15 protein-coding genes are annotated in these 17,228 nt (G+C 45.4%); 11 read left to right on the top strand and 4 right to left on the bottom strand.

What is annotated here, in order from left to right; translation table 11 throughout:
- Window positions 1–25 precede the first annotated feature (25 nt).
- The 4 genes from ACYVD3_RS22760 to ACYVD3_RS22775 all read left to right on the top strand — a co-directional run bounded on the left by ACYVD3_RS22760 (window position 26) and on the right by ACYVD3_RS22775 (window position 4,399).
- Complete coding sequence (locus ACYVD3_RS22760; protein WP_460644789.1) at window positions 26–868, top strand: carbohydrate ABC transporter permease; 843 nt, start codon at window positions 26–28, stop codon at window positions 866–868.
- Window positions 868–1,737, top strand: coding sequence for a carbohydrate ABC transporter permease (locus ACYVD3_RS22765; RefSeq protein WP_460644790.1), 870 nt, complete (start codon window positions 868–870; stop codon window positions 1,735–1,737). The genes ACYVD3_RS22760 and ACYVD3_RS22765 overlap by 1 nt, the downstream gene beginning before the upstream one ends.
- A 126-nt stretch (window positions 1,738–1,863) precedes the next feature.
- On the top strand, window positions 1,864–3,342 hold the full coding sequence (gene malQ / locus ACYVD3_RS22770) for a 4-alpha-glucanotransferase (protein WP_460644791.1): 1,479 nt from the start codon (window positions 1,864–1,866) through the stop codon (window positions 3,340–3,342).
- 22 nt (window positions 3,343–3,364) lie between these two features.
- Window positions 3,365–4,399, top strand: coding sequence for a LacI family DNA-binding transcriptional regulator (locus tag ACYVD3_RS22775; RefSeq protein WP_460644792.1), 1,035 nt, complete (start codon window positions 3,365–3,367; stop codon window positions 4,397–4,399).
- 60 nt (window positions 4,400–4,459) lie between these two features.
- Here ACYVD3_RS22775 and ACYVD3_RS22780 read toward each other — a convergent pair whose 3' ends face one another.
- Together ACYVD3_RS22780 and ACYVD3_RS22785 are read right to left on the bottom strand one after the other, a co-directional pair.
- On the bottom strand, window positions 4,460–5,101 hold the full coding sequence (locus ACYVD3_RS22780) for a peroxiredoxin (protein WP_460644793.1): 642 nt from the start codon (window positions 5,099–5,101) through the stop codon (window positions 4,460–4,462).
- A 313-nt stretch (window positions 5,102–5,414) separates the two neighbouring features.
- The gene (locus tag ACYVD3_RS22785) at window positions 5,415–6,125 is read right to left on the bottom strand and encodes a hypothetical protein (protein WP_460644794.1); all 711 of its coding nucleotides are present in this window, start codon (window positions 6,123–6,125) and stop codon (window positions 5,415–5,417) included.
- A gap of 177 nt (window positions 6,126–6,302) precedes the next feature.
- On the opposite strand from ACYVD3_RS22785, the gene ACYVD3_RS22790 reads away from it, so the two are divergent.
- On the top strand, window positions 6,303–6,833 hold the full coding sequence (locus ACYVD3_RS22790) for an HD domain-containing protein (protein ID WP_460644795.1): 531 nt from the start codon (window positions 6,303–6,305) through the stop codon (window positions 6,831–6,833).
- A gap of 78 nt (window positions 6,834–6,911) precedes the next feature.
- Here ACYVD3_RS22790 and ACYVD3_RS22795 read toward each other — a convergent pair whose 3' ends face one another.
- Complete coding sequence (locus tag ACYVD3_RS22795; RefSeq protein WP_460644796.1) at window positions 6,912–7,385, bottom strand: methylglyoxal synthase; 474 nt, start codon at window positions 7,383–7,385, stop codon at window positions 6,912–6,914.
- Between the two features lie 51 nt (window positions 7,386–7,436).
- Window positions 7,437–8,636 carry a BTAD domain-containing putative transcriptional regulator gene (locus ACYVD3_RS22800; protein WP_460644797.1) on the bottom strand — a complete coding sequence of 400 codons (1,200 nt, stop codon included), beginning with the start codon at window positions 8,634–8,636 and terminating at the stop codon, window positions 7,437–7,439.
- Between the two features lie 146 nt (window positions 8,637–8,782).
- Between ACYVD3_RS22800 and srtB the strand changes: the two genes are divergently transcribed.
- The 6 genes from srtB to ACYVD3_RS22830 all read left to right on the top strand — a co-directional run bounded on the left by srtB (window position 8,783) and on the right by ACYVD3_RS22830 (window position 17,226).
- Complete coding sequence (gene srtB / locus ACYVD3_RS22805) at window positions 8,783–9,550, top strand: class B sortase (RefSeq protein WP_460644798.1); 768 nt, start codon at window positions 8,783–8,785, stop codon at window positions 9,548–9,550.
- Between the two features lie 65 nt (window positions 9,551–9,615).
- Window positions 9,616–10,971: a phosphoglucosamine mutase gene (glmM, locus tag ACYVD3_RS22810; RefSeq protein WP_460644799.1), complete on the top strand. Its 1,356-nt coding sequence runs from the start codon at window positions 9,616–9,618 to the stop codon at window positions 10,969–10,971.
- Window positions 10,972–11,132: 161 nt separating this feature from the next.
- Window positions 11,133–12,443 (top strand): 5-bromo-4-chloroindolyl phosphate hydrolysis family protein, encoded by a 1,311-nt coding sequence (locus ACYVD3_RS22815; RefSeq protein ID WP_460644800.1) that lies wholly within the window; start codon window positions 11,133–11,135, stop codon window positions 12,441–12,443.
- Window positions 12,436–13,593 (top strand): toxic anion resistance protein, encoded by a 1,158-nt coding sequence (locus ACYVD3_RS22820; protein ID WP_460644801.1) that lies wholly within the window; start codon window positions 12,436–12,438, stop codon window positions 13,591–13,593. Before ACYVD3_RS22815 ends, ACYVD3_RS22820 begins: the two co-directional genes overlap by 8 nt.
- 323 nt (window positions 13,594–13,916) lie before the next feature.
- Window positions 13,917–15,584, top strand: coding sequence for a 2-isopropylmalate synthase (gene leuA, locus ACYVD3_RS22825; protein WP_460644802.1), 1,668 nt, complete (start codon window positions 13,917–13,919; stop codon window positions 15,582–15,584).
- Window positions 15,585–16,374: 790 nt separating this feature from the next.
- On the top strand, window positions 16,375–17,226 hold the full coding sequence (locus ACYVD3_RS22830) for a PRD domain-containing protein (RefSeq protein ID WP_460644803.1): 852 nt from the start codon (window positions 16,375–16,377) through the stop codon (window positions 17,224–17,226).
- Window positions 17,227–17,228 lie beyond the last annotated feature (2 nt).

Genomic DNA, 17,228 nt, shown 5'->3' on the forward strand with positions numbered 1-17,228 from the left:
AAAGAGTTATAGAAGGAGAGCTGCTATGCAAAAGTCAATGAAACGGTACTTTCCAATATTTGTTCTTCCCACACTGGCCGCATTTACTATTGCATTTCTGTACCCGTTTGTCATGGGTATTTATTTATCCTTTACAGAATTCACTACGGTAAAGGATGCGACCTGGGTGGGAATTTCCAATTATAAAAAAATATTTATGGACCGGAATTTTATCAATGCCCTGGTATTTACCGTAAAGTTCACCCTTGTGTCCGTGGTGACCATTAATACCCTGGGGTTTCTGCTGGCCTATGTCCTTACAAGAGGGATCAAAGGGACCAACCTTTTCCGGACCGTATTTTTCATGCCAAACTTAATCGGCGGCATTGTGCTTGGTTATATCTGGCAGCTACTGTTAAACGGGATCCTTGCAAAGTTTGGGGTGACCCTTTCCTTTAGCGCCAAGTACGGCTTTTGGGGCCTGGTGATCCTGATGAACTGGCAGCTCATCGGGTATATGATGATCATTTACATTGCAGGGCTTCAAAATGTTCCTGGAGAGCTGGTGGAGGCCGCCAGGATCGACGGGGCCAGCAGATTCCAGATCTTAAAGCGGATCATGATTCCCATGGTCATGCCATCCTTTACCATCTGTCTGTTTCTGACCCTGACAAATTCCTTTAAGCTGTTTGACCAGAACCTGGCATTGACGGCAGGGGGACCGGGAAGGCAGACCAGTATGCTGGCCCTTGATATTTACAGTACCTTTTACGGCAGAGTGGGCTGGGAAGGGGTGGGCCAGGCAAAGGCCACGGTGTTCTTTCTCATGGTTGCGGTTATTTCCCTGACCCAGCTTTCATTAACACGGCGTAAGGAGGTGGAGAACTGATGAGCAGAAAGGCAAAAAATGTGGAAATCCAGCAAATGGAGGTAGGAAAAACCGCGGGAGCATTCCTTACGGCCGGGCTTACGGTCCTCTCTCTGGCGTTTTTATTCCCCATTGTCCTGGTTCTCATAAACTCTTTTAAGAGCAAGCTGTTTATCAGCGATGCGCCCTTCCAGCTTCCAAAGGCAGGCACTTATGTGGGGCTTGCCAATTATGTGGAAGGCATCCGGAAAACAGGTCTTTTCCCGGCCTTCGGCAGATCCCTGTTTATTACCGTAGCTTCTGTGGCAGTGATCATCCTGTTCACTTCCATGACGGCCTGGTATTTAACCAGAGTGAAATCCGCATTTACCGGAATATTTTATTATGTTTTTGTATTTGCCATGATCGTGCCCTTTCAGATGGTCATGTTCACCATGTCAAAAACGGCCAATGATTTGAACTTAAACTCCATCTACGGCCTGGTGCTTCTTTATCTGGGCTTTGGAGCAGGGCAGGCGGTATTTTTATTCTGCGGCTTTGTAAAGGCCATTCCCCTTGAGATCGAAGAGGCAGCCATGATTGACGGCTGTTCTCCCATTCAGACTTATTTTCATGTGGTATTCCCCATGTTAAGGCCTACGGCAGTGACTGTTGCCATTTTAAATGCCATGTGGATCTGGAACGATTATTTACTTCCAAGCTTGATTCTTCCCCAGGAAAAAGGTACAATACCAATGGTTATTCAGAACTTAAAGGGCGGATACGGCTCCATTGATATGGGGGCCATGATGGCAATGCTGGTTTTAGCCATCTTTCCTATTATTGTTTTTTATTTAAGCTGTCAGAAATATATCATAAAGGGCGTGGCTGCAGGTGCGGTAAAGGGATAGAAAGCCAAATATCCTGCAGCAGGCTGCGGAACATTTGACCCTTGCAGCATTGGCCGGATGCAGAATACAGGCATTCCTGCGCCTGGCTCATTGTCTGCAGAGATAAACAAAAAAAGGAGACTGATTATGCGGGAATGTGGTATGTTGCTTCCGGTTGCAAGCCTTCCGTCAAAATACGGGATCGGGGCATTTTCAAAAGAAGCATATAAATTTATTGATTTATTAAAAAAAGCAGGGCAGCAGTACTGGCAGATACTCCCTTTAGGCCCTACCGGTTATGGGGACTCTCCCTACCAGTCATTCTCCGCATTTGCGGGAAATCCCTATTTCATTGATTTAGATGAGCTGGTGAAGGAGGGGCTGCTTACCACTGCAGAATGTGAGGCAATGGATTTTGGAGATGATCCCAGGGACATTGACTATGGAAAAATCTACAGTAACCGCTTTCCCCTGTTAAGAATGGCTTACGGACGGTGGAAGGAACTGGGGCATACGCCGGAAGAGCCGGGAAAGCTCCTTGGAGAGGAAACCGCCGGGTACTGCTTCTACATGGCGGTTAAGGATCATTTTAAAGGGAAAAGCTGGATCTATTGGGATGAAGACATCCGCCTTAGAAGGGAGGAGGCTGTTTCCCGGTATGAAAAAGAGCTGTCAGATGAGGTGGGATTTTACGGTTTCCTTCAGATGAAATTTGAGGAGCAGTGGAGCCGGTTAAAGTCCTATGCCAAAGAACAGGGTATCAGGATCATCGGAGACATTCCTATCTATGTGGCATTTGACAGCGCGGATTCCTGGTTCCATCCGGAGCTGTTTCAGTTTGATGAAAGCTGTGAGCCTGTTGCTGTGGCAGGATGCCCGCCGGACGGATTTTCCGCCACCGGACAATTGTGGGGAAATCCCCTTTACCGCTGGGAGTACCATGGGGAAACTGGGTATGAATGGTGGATGGAGCGGATGGAATACAGCTTCCGCCTCTACGATGTGGTGCGGGTGGATCATTTCCGCGGCTTTGATGAGTATTATTCCATTCCTGCCGGAAGTGAGAATGCCGTAAACGGCGTCTGGGAAAAAGGGCCAGGTATTGATATTTTCAACCGGATAGGGGGAAAATTCGGAAAGCTGGATATCATAGCGGAAGATCTTGGCTTTTTGACTCCGTCGGTTTTAAAACTGGTAAAGGATACGGGATTTCCAGGCATGAAGGTGCTGGAATTTGCCTTTGATTCCAGAGAAGAAAGCGATTATCTGCCGCATAACTATACGCAAAACTGCGTGGTATATACGGGAACCCATGACAACAACACCATCAGGGGCTGGTATGAGGACTTATCAAATGAGGACCGGCAGCTTTCCATTGACTATATGAATAACGGAAATACGCCGAGAGAAGAGATCCACTGGGATTTTATCCGTCTGGCCTTAGCCAGCATTGCCAGGCTGGCTGTGATACCGGTTCAGGATTATCTGGGGCTTGGCGTGGCGGCCAGGATCAATGAGCCTTCCACCCTGGGGAAAAACTGGAGATGGCGCATGCTTTCAGGGGAAATAACAGAAGAGCTTGCGGAAAAATGCAGAAAAATTGCCAGGCTTTACGGCAGGGCGTGACGAAAGGGGATGAGTATTTCTGATGGACTCCATAAACATTAAGGATATAGCCAGATTATGCGGGGTGGGTGTCAGCACCGTGTCCCGGGCCATCAACAACCATCCGGATATCAATCCAGAGACAAAGAACATGATCATGCAGGTGATCAAGGAAAACAACTATATTCCCAACAACAGCGCCCGGAATTTAAAACGCACCGATTCCAGGGCCATTGCTGTGCTGATCAAAGGAATCGGCAATCCCTTTTTCAGCAAGATGATCCGTGTCTTTGAAGAGGAGATCCAGAAAAAGAAATACTCATTCATCCTGCAGCGGGTGGATGAGCAGGAGGATGAAGTAGATGTGGCTTTGGAACTGATTAAGGAAAAGAAGCCAAGGGGAATCGTATTCCTTGGAGGATATTTTTCCCATAGCAGGGAGGAGTTAGAGCAGCTTACTGTTCCCTATGTGCTGAGTACCATCGGAATAAGGTCGTACTCTGGAGAATTACCTGATTTTTCCTGCGTATCCGTAGATGATTATGCGGAAAGCTATAAAATGACGGATTACTTATGTAAACTTGGTCATGAAAAGATCCTCATCCTCACTGCTGCTTCTGATGATGAGAGCATCGGCCGCCTTCGGCTGGAAGGGTACAAAAAGGCCCTTGCAGACAACGGCATCACTCCTTCCCAATCCCTGATCATCTTTTCTCAGGAATGTGAGGAATGCTATACCATGGATAACGGGTACCGGATGATGAACCGGGTTCTGAAAGAGAAACCGGATTTTACGGCTGTATACGCTATTTCAGACAGCATTGCCATCGGCGCCTGTAAGGCGATCTTTGAGCATGGGGGGAAGATCCCTGAGGACTATTGTGTGGCCGGCTATGACGGCCTTGACATTGCCCGTTACTATAATCCTTCCATCACAACCATCCGCCAGCCGGTAGAGGAGATGGCAAAGGCCACCATTAAGATCTTATTTGATGTGATCAAAAATAAGGCAGAGCATCAGAAAAAGGTTTTTAAAGCCGAACTGGTAGAGGGAGAGTCTACCAGAAGGATAAAATAAGTATGTATTGAAAAAGTCGATTCAGGTAAAACCCGGATCGACTTTCTTTTTTGATTTTAATTAACAAGTCTTATTTTTATAGCACCAGAACCAATCCACACAATTTAAACCCGCTGTTTCAGGATCATTGATACGATCTAAGGTTTGCTCATAAGTGCCGGGCGGAGGAACCATTGCGGGATTGCCGGGTTCCCAATTAGCAGGAGTTACAACGCCGCATTTGTCTGTTGTTTGCAGAGCGGTTAACAGACGCAGTATTTCAGAAATATTTCTGCCGTTGGTTAAAGGATAAATGAGGATAGCGCGAATTACCTGATTCGGGTCAATGAAATAAACATTTCGAACGGTTTCCTGCTTAGAGACATCAGGAGCAATCATGCCATAAAGGTTTGCAACTTCAGCCATGCGGTCTGCAATAACTGGAAAAGGAATTTGAATACCCGTTAATAAACGGATTTGATTTACCCATGCCAGATGGGAAGGGTTACTGTCTATGCTTAAGCCGATCAGCTTTGTATTTAATGCTTCAAACTGATCGTTGGCCTGTGCAAAAGCAATAAATTCGGTAGTGCATACAGGCGTAAAATCGCCTGGGTGGGAAAATAAAATAACCCATTGTCCTTTGTAATCGGACAGCTTTAATGGCCCGAATGTTGTCATAGCAGTAAAATCAGGGGCTTTCATACCAATGCTAACGTTCATAACGGTTCCTTGTATAATAAGTCATGTTATTATATGACAGTATAAATGACGTGTTTCAGATTTGTTGTCAATTATAATTAGGAACAACCTCAAAATTTGTTGATCAATTACAGAAGGTTCCTTTTTATTTCCAGGATGGTTTGTCTGACATTTGGACATCTTGTGGTAATACGTTTCTGTTTCCAGACATGAAGATATGCTCCCCTTGTGGTATGCAGTTTTTATTATTTAAACTGCTTATCACAAGGGAAGCATATCGCGGGAACTGCACTTTATTCATATTCTTGGTATTTACTTATGATATGGCCATGGCTTAAGATTCCGTATCAATCTCTGCCGCACCGTTTTCCGTTTCCTCATCAATGCTTTCTCCCTGGGGAGTAAAGGTTACATGAAGCTCGTTGCCGATCTTGTCTTTTGCCTTAATGGTCAGATTTTCATTTTTAAGCTCAAAGCTCACAAGTCCCGTATTCCGGTCGATGGACAGGGGAAGAATCTCCGGGTGTTCCTCATCACAGCCAAAAACGGAAGAAAAATCCACGCCGGACTGGCTGTCTTCCAAACGGAAGGAAAGAACTCCGTCTTCAAATACATTGTCCTTAATGGTCGGCGGTGTGTCATCCAAAACATCTACCTGTTCATATAAAGCGGTCTTCATTTTGTTGAAGGATGTAAGCTTTACCTCAAGAACTCCGTTGTTTGTAAGAACTGCGGTATAGGTCTTAAGACCTGATTTCTTCACTTCAACGGAAGCGCCGTCTAAAGCCACCTCTATGCTTTTTACAGGAAGCAGGGAGTTGATCTTAAGCTCCATGGTCGTGGAAATATAATCGCTGCTTTCACCGATGGTAACCTGGCCCTTTGGTTTGGCTGTCACCAGAAAAAAGATCAGGCCATTGATGACGATGAAAGGAAGCACATAAAACAGAAGGACCGTTAGAAAGCCGTTTTGCCCGGCATCGTGTCTGTTGCCAGAGCGTTGGTTCCTGCGGTTTGGTCTGATTTGATTGTTATACTGGTTCATACTGATTCCCTTTTCCTCCTGATGGTATTTACGCCTATAAGCATATCAGAAAAAGATGAATCTTACAAGATTATCTATTAAATCGTAATAATTTGTGTTAATATATTAAGGAAGTTCGAGTTGCCTTTGGCTGACCGAACGGTTATTTTTCTAAGAAAGAACAAAAGGAGACTCAGTATGGTCAAGAAAGCTGTTGCGTTTGCAACCAAGTCCCATGAAGGGACCTTTCGAAAAGGGACGAAGATCCCCTATATCGTCCACCCCCTGGAGACGGCAGTCATCGTTGCCTTGATGGTCACAGATGAAGAGATGATCTGTGCTGCTCTTCTTCACGATGTGGTAGAGGATACAGGTGTTACGGAAGCGGAGCTTAAGGAAGAATTCGGACCCCGGGTGGCTGAACTGGTTATGGAAGAGACAGAAGATAAAACAAAGTGTTGGAAGGAACGTAAATGTGCGACTCTTGATCATTTGGAACAGGCTTCCAGGGAGAGCAAGATCCTTGTTTTGGCGGACAAGCTGAGCAATTTGCGGGCGACGGCAAGAGATTATTATTTAATGGGAGATGACCTTTGGCAGCGTTTTAACGAAAAGAACAAGTCAGAACACGCCTGGTATTACAAGGGAGTTGCAAAACGCCTTACAGGCCTGGAGGAGTTTCCTGCTTATCAGGAATATGTTAAATTGTGTGAAAAGGTTTTTGGATAGAACTTGACTGACAGAAAAAAGAGGCAGGGTTTATTTGTGGAAAAAGCCCTGCCTCCTGTTACGTTATAGAAAAGACCCTTACAGGGTCTTTGCCCGGTCTGCAATGTTTTTGTTAAAGTTGATGATCTGATGCTCGTAGATCTCATCCATAAGGGGAGAGGTGATGATGAAGTCTGCAGTTGCCCTGGTGTTGGCGATAGGAATATCATAAACCTGAGCAATGCGTAAAAGCGCCTTTACATCCGGATCATGAGGCTGGGCAGTGAGAGGGTCGGAGAAGAAAATCACCAGGTCCACCCTTCCTTCCACGATCTTTGCGCCGATCTGCTGGTCTCCTCCCAGAGGCCCGCTGTTGTAGCCCTTTACGGGAAGGCCTGTCTGGTCCGTGATCATGCGGGCCGTTGTCCCGGTACCGCAGAGCGTATGTTTTTCAAGGGCATCCCTATGCTCCTTGCACCACTCTATCAGCGCGTGCTTTTCGTTATCATGAGCGATCAGCGCGATGCTTTTTTTCTTTTCCAGTGTAAGTGTGATAAAGTCATCTATCAGCATTCTGTTCCTCCTGTAAGCGCTTGTTCTTATATGTATCTCTGGGCTGTAACCTTAGTTTGGTATGATACTCTGCAATGAATACGTAATGGACAGGTCTTTTCTTGAATATTCCTTTTTAAAGTTCTGAATAATGCGCTTTAAGACCATCTCGCCGTTTTCATAGGTTGCCGTAGGCAGAAGCATCAGGTATTGGCTTACGCTGTACCGGCTGAAGATATCCCCTCTGCGAAGAGATTTGCGGATGGAATCCCCCAGCTCGTCCATGGCCCGTGTCTGGACCGCAGGCTTAAGAAGCTCTCCCTTTAGATTGCTGATGGTTAAAAGGCATAAGAAGATAGAGTCGCCGGTTCGTTGAATGGCCCTTGTCTGCAACTGGTAAATGTCCCGGAATACAGAGGGTTCACAGCAAAAAGCCCCGTTGTCCATGCCGCCATCTAAAAGGATCTCCTGTATGGAGCTTAAATCCATGGTGATCCCGTGTTTTTTATCGCTGATGAGCTTGTATAAATCTTTAAAGCGAATGGAAGGTGTGATGGCAAATTCATTATAGAACATGTCCGTCACATGATGATAATGCTCCATGGCCATAAGCTGGTTTCCGCTCTGGTACAGGGAAAAGATCAGGTAATAATGAGCATCTTCGCTGTAGGGATCAATGGCAATAGCCTGCTGGCATACATCGATGATGGTTGGAAAATCTTTTCTTTCCTCCAAAAGGAGCAATGTTTTCTGGATCAGTTTTTGATAGAGAGTGTGATAATAGGTATGGATCGGTACAACCCAGGACTCCCACTCAGATTTTGGGAGAAAGTTTCCCTTGTACAGGGCAAAGGCCTCCAGACAAAGGGACAAACGGGCTTCCTCGGAAAGATCGGCGGCTTCTGATTGGACACACAGGTCTTCAAAGCGGTCGGTATCACAGACCGTCGTAAGATCCTTTGTCCAGCCATAAGCCTTACGGTTCTGGAAAACAAGCTCTTGTGTGGGATATCCCAAGGGCTCTAAAAGTTTGCGGACGCGGAACATTAAGGTCTTTAGGGCTCCTGCCGGGTTATTACTGGCTTCATCCTTCCAAAACAGATCAATAAGTTCTTCTACCGGAATATCCCGGCCTCGAAAAGTAATAAGATATTCTAAAAGGCTCCAGGGCTTTTTTGCCTGATTGTTCTGGTCTATGATCGTCCTGTCTCCCATGGATACGGAAAATCCTCCCAGCATATTTACATGAATGATAGATTCTTGATTTTTCATAAATGTCTCCATAAATAACATTTTCTTTCTTAAAGTATATAGAAAAAAAGTGGAAAAGTCTAGCACTGCTTATAAAAGATTGAGATTTTTGCAAAAATATTGTATACTTAGAGAGGTTTAAAAACATTAAGAAAGCGGGAATAAGCATGAAAAATAAAAAATTGGCCTTTGGCGTTCTTATTCTGGCCTTTATTTTTCTGGCTGTCGGCGCAGGAATGCTTTATTCTGATTTTCAAACGAGAAATCGTGCCGAACAGCAGTATGAAAGTCTTGCTGAGCTTGCAAGGGAGACTACGGCTCCAGAGACAGAGGCCAGCACCACAGAGGCAGAAACAAGTGCTGCCTATGCTTCCCCCATTGATTTTGAAAAACTGAAAAAAATCAATCCGGACATCGTAGGCTGGATCAGGATCGAAGGTACGGCCATTGATTATCCCATTGTACAAACGGATAACAACGAAACTTATCTGGATACGGATTTTGAAGGCAAGAAAAGCGTAGCGGGAGCCATTTACCTTGATTATGAAAGCGAACCTGATTTTTCAGGCAGGCATAACATAATATACGGGCATCACATGAAGAACGGTACTATGTTTAAGGATATCATAAAATACAAGGATGAGTCTTTTTTTAAGGAACATCAGGATATTTTTATTTACACGCCGGAGAGGGAATATCATTTACGGCCGGTAACCGCCCTTTATACGGATGCCTCTGCCATTCGCCGGAAAACCGTGTTTGAAACAGAGGAAAGCTTTCAGGCATATGTGGAGGAAATGACAAAGCAAGGCCGGTTTTTGCAGAAGCCGGAGGAACCGGTGAAGCAGCTATGGTCTTTTGTAACCTGCAGCTATGAGTTCAATGATGCAAGAACCATTCTATACGCCTGTGAAGTGCCTCAGGAGGAAAATTAGAGGGTTTTGAGCATGGTACATATTTATTTACATGACCAGCAGACTGGTGAAAAGGAGATATTATAATGGGAAAATATTTTGGAACCGACGGTTTTCGGGGAGAAGCTAATGTAACACTGACAGTGGAGGATGCTTATAAGGTAGGACGCTTTTTAGGCTGGTATTATGGGCAGAAGAATCCGGAGGAAGTGTGCAGGGTGGTCATAGGAAAAGACACAAGGCGCAGCAGCTACATGTTTGAATATTCTCTGGTGGCGGGTCTTACCGCATCAGGAGCCGACGTATACTTGCTTCACGTTACCACAACCCCAAGCGTTTCCTATGTAGTGCGTACCGAAGGATTTTCCTGCGGGATCATGATTTCCGCCAGCCATAATCCGTACTATGACAATGGAATCAAGGTAATCAACGAAAAGGGCGAGAAGCTGGAAGAAAGCGTTATTATTGAAATTGAGAAATACCTGGATGGGGAGATGGAGGAGCTGCCTCTGGCAAAGCGCGACAAGATCGGCCGTACCGTGGACTTCGCAGCAGGAAGAAACCGGTATATCGGCTACTTAATTTCCATAGCCACCAGGTCCTTTAAGAATAAAAAGGTGGCCTTGGACTGTTCAAATGGCAGCGCTTCCTCTATTGCCAAAAATGTGTTTGACGCTCTGGGCGCTGAAACCCATGTGATCAGCAATGAGCCAAACGGCTTAAACATCAATACAGGCTGCGGCTCCACCCATATCGAACAGCTTCAAAAGTTTGTAAAAGAGGTGGGAGCCGATGTGGGCTTTGCCTATGACGGAGATGCGGACCGGTGCATAGCTGTGGATGAGAACGGGGAAGTGGTGGATGGAGATGCTATCCTGTACATTTGCGGCAAGTATATGAAGGAACAGGGAACCCTTAAGAACAACAAAGTGGTGACCACCATCATGTCCAACTTCGGCCTATACAAGGCTTTTGAGAGGGAAGGCATTGAATATGAGAAAACAGCGGTAGGCGATAAATATGTATATGAAAATATGGTGACAAATGGAAACTGTCTGGGCGGGGAACAGTCCGGCCACATTATTTTCAGCAAGCACGCTACCACGGGAGACGGGATCCTGACCTCCTTAAAGGTGATGGAAGTCATTCTGGAAAAGAAGGAGAGCCTTGGAAAGCTGGTATCTGAGCTTGAGATTTATCCCCAGGTGCTTAAAAATGTCCTCGTCCATGATAAGGCTGCGGCCCAGGAGGATGAGGCGGTAAAGGCTGAAGTGGAAAAGGCGGCAAAAAGCCTGGGAGACAGCGGAAGGATCCTTCTGCGCCAGTCCGGTACAGAGCCGGTTGTGCGGGTCATGGTAGAAGCCGCCGATATTGATACCTGTAAGAAGTATGTGGATCAGGTGATAGAGGTAATGAAAGAGAAGGGCCATCTGCTTTCCTAGAAGATTGTTAAAAAAATAGAAAGTGATCCAAGAATCTGGAAAAGGTTTCCGGTTTCGGTTGCTTTCTATTTTTTTGCAGGTATGTGTAATTGTAAATCAGGACAATTCATGATATGATAAAGTTCTGAACTGTGACAAAATGATTTTGGGAGACCAGGAATATGGATAATAGAGAATTTTCAAATTTAGGAGATCAAATCAGGGATTCGGTGCAGAATGCCATTGATTCCATGGATTTTAACCAGTTGAACAGAACCATATCCGATACGGTTAATTCTGCCCTGGAGGAAGCCAGGAGCCAACTGATGAAGGGGGCGGAGTTTGGAAAGAACCCGCCGCCGGGAAGTTTTTCCAGCCAAAGAAGAGAGAAAACAGAAAGAACGGAAAGAACGGTGACCTACCGGAAGACCCAATGGGGGGGAGACCCTATCCAGGGGGGAGAAGGAGAAAGCGGGCCGGGCTACCGGGCGTTTCAGACCAGCCGGGATGTGAGGAGAAGGAATGGCGATGAGCAGGGAGAACTGGTGCAGTTAAACCAGGCAGGCCGTGTATCAGGTATCCTGTATACGGTATTTGGCAGCATTGGCCTTGGCCTGATCTTGCTGCTTCTTTTCGTGGTCTGGATCGTGGCACTGGTGGTGAAGCCGGTCATCTGGGCAGTGGCAGGCTCTACCCTGCTCCTGCTTTTCTTAGGCGGCGCTTCCGGTTTCATGCTCCGCACCGGCGTCTCCATCAGAGACCGGTTAAAGAGGGCCAGGATTTATGCAAAGCAGACTGGAAAGAGGATGTACTGCAGCATTGAGGAACTGGCGGGAAGCATTGGAAGATCCCGTGATTTTGTATTAAAGGACGTCCAGAAGATGATCAAGCTTGGGATTTTTAAGCAGGCTTATCTGGATGAGCAGAAAACCTGCCTGATCTTAAGCGAAACCACCTACAGGCAGTATCTGGAATGCCAGAAAGCCCTTAAGGAAAGAGAGCTTGAAGTGGTCAGTGAAAAAGCGAAGGAAGAGCCTCCTTCCGATGAAATGAAACAGATGATGGCCGAAGGCCAGAATTATTTAAGGATTTTAAGGGAAGCCAACGATGCCATTCCAGGCGAAGTGATTTCCCAGAAGATTTCAAACCTTGAACATGTGATCCGAAGAATTTTTGAATCTGTTTCCAGACATCCCCGGCGGATGCAGGAGATGGAACGCTTTATGGAGTATTACCTTCCCACAACGGTAAAGCTGGTTAATGCATACCGTGATTTTGACAGCGTGGGGACCCAGGGAGCCAATATTACTTCTGCCAAGGCGGAGATTGAGAGAACCCTTGATACCATAAACCAGGCCTTTGAGCGGCTGCTTGATGATCTTTACCAGGATGCCGCCTTGGATGTTTCCACAGACGCATCGGTGATCCAAACCATGTTAAAAAAGGATGGCTGGGCGGAAAGTGATTTTACAGGAGGAACGAAGAATGAGTAAGGATATTGAAGAGATGTTAAAGGAAGCGCCGGGGCTGACACTGGCTCCCCTTGAGGCAGGAGTAATGGAAGAAACCCAGATTGTCCATACAGTAAGCACTTTAAAAAAGGTGGAAGAAGTGCCTGTGGCAGACTTGACGCCGGAAGAAGAAAGACAAGTGGCCGATTTTTCAGAAAAGATCGATTTAAAGGATTCTAATCTGATCCTTCAGTATGGAGCAGGTGCCCAGAAAAAGATTGCCGATTTTTCAGAAGCGGCCCTTGATAATGTAAAGTCAAAGGATCTGGGGGAAGTGGGCCAGATGCTGACGGAAGTGGTCGTGGAGCTTAAGAGCTTTGAGGTGGAAGAGGAAGAAAAGGGTCTTTTCGGATTTTTCAAAAAAAGCGTAAACAGGGTGGAGGGCATTAAGGCCAAGTATGCCAAGGCGGAAACCAATGTAAACCAGATCTGCAAGGTCCTTCAGAACCATCAGATCCAGCTTTTAAAGGACATTGCTCTTTTAGATAAAATGTATGATCTCAACACCACCTATTTCAAAGAGCTGACCATGTATATTCTGGCGGGAAAAAGGAAGCTTGCAAGGGTGCAGCAGGAGGAGCTGCCGGCACTTTTGGACCGGGCGGCAAAAAGCGGGCTTCCTGAGGATGCACAGGCTGCCAATGACTTATCCGCCATGCTGAACCGTTTTGAAAAGAAGATTCATGACTTGGAGCTTACCCGGATGATATCCATTCAGATGGCTCCCCAGATCCGCCTTGTCCAGAACAATGACACCATGATGACGGAAAAGATACAGTCCACATTGGTGAACACCATTCCCCTCTGGAAGAGCCAGATGGTTCTTGCCATTGGGATCAACCATTCTGAGCAGGCTGCAAAGGCCCAGCGTGAGGTGACGGATATGACCAATGAGCTTCTGCGGAAAAATGCAGAGGTATTAAAAACCGCCACGATTCAGACTGCAAAGGAATCAGAGCGGGGCATCGTGGACATAGAGACCCTTAAGAAGACCAATGAATCTCTTATAACCACCTTGGATGAAGTGGTCCGCATCCAGGCAGAAGGCAGGACAAAACGCCGGGAAGCAGAGGCAGAGTTAGGCCGGATGGAAGGCGAGTTAAAGTCCAAGCTTTTAGAACTGAGCAGATAAGAACGGTTAAATAGACTTGCAGCAGAAAATTAATTTTCCTGTTGTAAGTCTTTTTTAGTCGTGCTATAATAACATAACACTTTACCGTGATGTACTGTCAGAGCACGGGATGTGATTTTAATGCAAAGGAATGATGATAGATGGGGTTAGACCTATAAAAGCCACGTTGTTCATTGTCAAAAAATACAGCGTGATTTACCGACTCCAAAGCCTGCGATGATTTTTTATGAGGCAGAACAAGGAAATTTTGTCCTGTTTCAGAAATGAATCCGGCAGTCCGCCGGGCAGGACAGACGATTAAATGATGATGGAGGAGATAAAACATGTTGAATTATCAAAGATATAAAAGAGTACCGGTAGTCAGTTATCCGGAGAGACAATGGCCGTGCAATGAGATTAAGAAAGCACCCATCTGGTGCAGCGTTGACTTAAGAGATGGGAACCAGGCCCTTACGGAGCCTATGGTCGTGGAAGAGAAGATTGAGATGTTTGATCTCCTCATTAAACTGGGATTTAAGGAGATTGAGATTGGTTTTCCGGCAGCTTCCCAGATTGAATATGATTTCTTAAGGCAGCTTGTAGAGCGAAAGCTGATTCCTGATGACGTGGTCATTCAGGTTTTGGTTCAGTGCAGGGAGCATTTGATCAAAAGGACTTTTGAAGCCCTTCAGGGAGTTAAGAAGGCGATTGTACATATTTACAATTCCACTTCAACCCTGCAGAGGGATGTAGTTTTTAATAAGAGAATGGATGAGATCAAGGAGATCGCCGTTCAGGGCACCCAATGGGTGAAGGAGTATATGCAGGGCTTTGACGGAGAGCTGACCCTTGAATATTCACCGGAAAGCTTTACTGGAACAGAGCTTGAGTTTGCTCTGGATATCTGTACCGCTGTCCAGGAAACCTGGGGCGCATCACCGGATAAGAAGATCATTATTAACCTTCCGTCAACCGTGGAGATGACGACTCCCAATGTTTATGCGGATCAGATCGAATGGATGAACACCCGTTTCAAGAACCGTGACAGCATTATTTTAAGCGTTCACCCTCACAATGACCGGGGAACCGGCATTGCAGCTACGGAGCTTGCCCTGCTGGCAGGAGCCGACCGGGTGGAAGGCACGCTTTTAGGAAACGGCGAGCGGACCGGTAATGTGGATATTTTAACGGTTGCATACAATATGTTCTCTCAGGGGATCAATCCGGAACTTCACATTGAAAATATCCGTGAGATTGTTGACGTATATGAGCGGTGTACCAAGATGGAAGTGGAGCCGAGACATCCATATGCAGGAAAGCTTGTGTTTACCGCCTTTTCCGGCTCTCACCAGGATGCCATCAACAAGGGCATGCAGGCCATGCGTGACCGGAAGAATTCCCACTGGGAGGTTCCTTACCTGCCCATTGATCCGTCGGACATTGGCAGGCAGTATGAGCCTATCGTGCGGATCAACAGCCAGTCCGGCAAGGGCGGCGTAGCATTTGTTATGGATACCTTCTATGGTTTCAAGCTTCCAAAGGGAATGCACAAGGAGTTTGCAGATGTGATCCAGGCGATTTCCGAAAAGCAGGGTGAGGTCGCTCCTGAGCAGATCATGGATGAGTTTAAAAGCAACTACACCGAGAAAAAAGAGCCTATTCACTTCCGCAAGAGCCAGATTACAGAGGCGGAGGATGATGTGGAATTCTCAACCCTTGCCAAAGTACGCTACACGGATCACGGCATAGAGAAGATCTTCGAGGGCGTAGGAAACGGACCCATCGACGCAGTGCAGAAAGGCCTGGAAAAAGAACTGGGCATCGAGATCCGGGTTCTGGACTACTACGAGCATGCTCTTACTTCCGGTTCCGGAGCACAGGCGGCTTCCTATATCCATCTGCTGGATGTGAAGACAGGAAAGGCAACTTACGGCGTGGGAATCAGTTCCAACATCACAAGAGCATCTATCCGCGGTATCTTCAGTGCGGTCAACCGGTTATTCTATTCATAAAATAAAGGAGAGTGCCGCTCAATGGCATGAAATCATCATGATTCCATGCCAGGAGCGGTGCTCTTGTTCTTTTTAAGTTGAAAATCCGGTTGGATTTTCAGTTCATGATCTTTTTTTTCTATGTTGTTTTTAATTTATACAGATGGTTCCGGAGCTTTTTCTCTGGATTTTTGAGTGCAGTTTATTAATGTCATATCCTATGGTCAGTAAAAGAAGCTTGATTATTGCATTGATTCTTTCCCATGTCAGGCAGAAGGCTGTGTAATTGTTGTGATGCGTCTGTAAAGCGGTATGTTTTATTGGAAGATTATAACCATGATGATCTATCAATCTATGAACGGAGAAATTGACTGCGCTTGCGATAATCAAAATGAGCCGTGTTGGCAATTGGTTTGGCTTGCATTGGAATCCTACAGTTTTGCAACAGTCAAATGAAAAGGTTATTTAGCACTGATGAGTGCATAAAAATGCCGATTTAAATAGTAAAAACGACGAAAATAATTTAAAAATAAAAAAATAATTTAAAAAGATTATTATAATACACAAGAAAAATATAAGGAAAATGTTGACTTTTTAAAAATGACATGTTAATATCTATCCATCAGTTAAGGGGGCTGTCACAGATAGAAGGTAAATCCAAATCGAAAAAGTGAACAGATGAAAACTTGTTATTATCAGGAAGCACAGTTGGATCGTGAATATGGCTTGAACATATACGAAACCTGCTTGGTTCAGGGGATTTTTATCCCTGCGAATCAGGCGGGTTTTCTTTTTTGGGAGGATCAGGAAGATGAAAATTATCAAATATTTAAACAATAATGCTGCACTGGTCTTAGACGGACAGGAGCGTGAGCTGGTTGTCATGGGAAAAGGAATCGCTCATTTATCCCATAAAAATGAGGAGATACCACGTGAATTGATTGATAAAACATTCATTTTAGACGACCGGTCACAGCTTGCACAGTATACCCAATTATTTTCGGAAATTCCGGGGACGATTTTTGAATTGGCTGGCCGTTATGTAACGAAAGCAAAAGAGGATTTGAACCGTACTTTACAGAATTCTCTTTTCATATCCCTGGCAGACCATTTAAACAGCATGGTTGAGCGTGGAAAGCTGGTGGCTTATCTGGAAAACAGAATGCTTTGGGATATCAGGAGAATGTATCAGGATGAATTTCGCCTAAGCAGGGAGTTGGTGGCTGAATTTAATAAGCTCTATGATACCTGGTATGATGACCATGAATCAGCAACACTTGCCATGCATTTTGTCAATGCGGAATTGGAATCAGGTTTAGAAACTGCAGGGAAGATAACAAAGCTCATTGGAGAGATTTTAAATATAGTAAAATACCATTCTTTAATTGATTATAACGAAGAAAGTTATGCTTATTACCGTTTTGTGACTCACTTGCGTTTTCTGGCCCATCGGATTTTTCAGGGTTCACAATTAAATGATGCCGATATGAGCGAGATGTTAAAAGACCACTTAAGCCAACGCTACGAAGATACTTTTCAGTGCGTGGAAAAGATCAGGCAATTTATCTGGAACCATTATCATTACTGCTTCACAGAACAGGAAGGATTATATCTGGCTATTCATATCATTAAGATTCTTGATGATAGTATACAAATAAATTAGAA

Source organism: Lacrimispora brassicae (assembly GCF_054772055.1).

What these genes read in the sequence shown, in the direction of transcription:
- ACYVD3_RS22760 (WP_460644789.1), top strand. Translation starts at nt 26, where the DNA reads ATGCAAAAGTCAATGAAACGGTACTTTCCAATATTTGTTCTTCCCACA.
- ACYVD3_RS22765 (WP_460644790.1), top strand. Translation starts at nt 868, where the DNA reads ATGAGCAGAAAGGCAAAAAATGTGGAAATCCAGCAAATGGAGGTAGGA.
- malQ (WP_460644791.1), top strand. Translation starts at nt 1,864, where the DNA reads ATGCGGGAATGTGGTATGTTGCTTCCGGTTGCAAGCCTTCCGTCAAAA.
- ACYVD3_RS22775 (WP_460644792.1), top strand. Translation starts at nt 3,365, where the DNA reads ATGGACTCCATAAACATTAAGGATATAGCCAGATTATGCGGGGTGGGT.
- ACYVD3_RS22780 (WP_460644793.1), bottom strand. Translation starts at nt 5,101, where the DNA reads ATGAACGTTAGCATTGGTATGAAAGCCCCTGATTTTACTGCTATGACA.
- ACYVD3_RS22785 (WP_460644794.1), bottom strand. Translation starts at nt 6,125, where the DNA reads ATGAACCAGTATAACAATCAAATCAGACCAAACCGCAGGAACCAACGC.
- ACYVD3_RS22790 (WP_460644795.1), top strand. Translation starts at nt 6,303, where the DNA reads ATGGTCAAGAAAGCTGTTGCGTTTGCAACCAAGTCCCATGAAGGGACC.
- ACYVD3_RS22795 (WP_460644796.1), bottom strand. Translation starts at nt 7,385, where the DNA reads ATGCTGATAGATGACTTTATCACACTTACACTGGAAAAGAAAAAAAGC.
- ACYVD3_RS22800 (WP_460644797.1), bottom strand. Translation starts at nt 8,636, where the DNA reads ATGAAAAATCAAGAATCTATCATTCATGTAAATATGCTGGGAGGATTT.
- srtB (WP_460644798.1), top strand. Translation starts at nt 8,783, where the DNA reads ATGAAAAATAAAAAATTGGCCTTTGGCGTTCTTATTCTGGCCTTTATT.
- glmM (WP_460644799.1), top strand. Translation starts at nt 9,616, where the DNA reads ATGGGAAAATATTTTGGAACCGACGGTTTTCGGGGAGAAGCTAATGTA.
- ACYVD3_RS22815 (WP_460644800.1), top strand. Translation starts at nt 11,133, where the DNA reads ATGGATAATAGAGAATTTTCAAATTTAGGAGATCAAATCAGGGATTCG.
- ACYVD3_RS22820 (WP_460644801.1), top strand. Translation starts at nt 12,436, where the DNA reads ATGAGTAAGGATATTGAAGAGATGTTAAAGGAAGCGCCGGGGCTGACA.
- leuA (WP_460644802.1), top strand. Translation starts at nt 13,917, where the DNA reads ATGTTGAATTATCAAAGATATAAAAGAGTACCGGTAGTCAGTTATCCG.
- ACYVD3_RS22830 (WP_460644803.1), top strand. Translation starts at nt 16,375, where the DNA reads ATGAAAATTATCAAATATTTAAACAATAATGCTGCACTGGTCTTAGAC.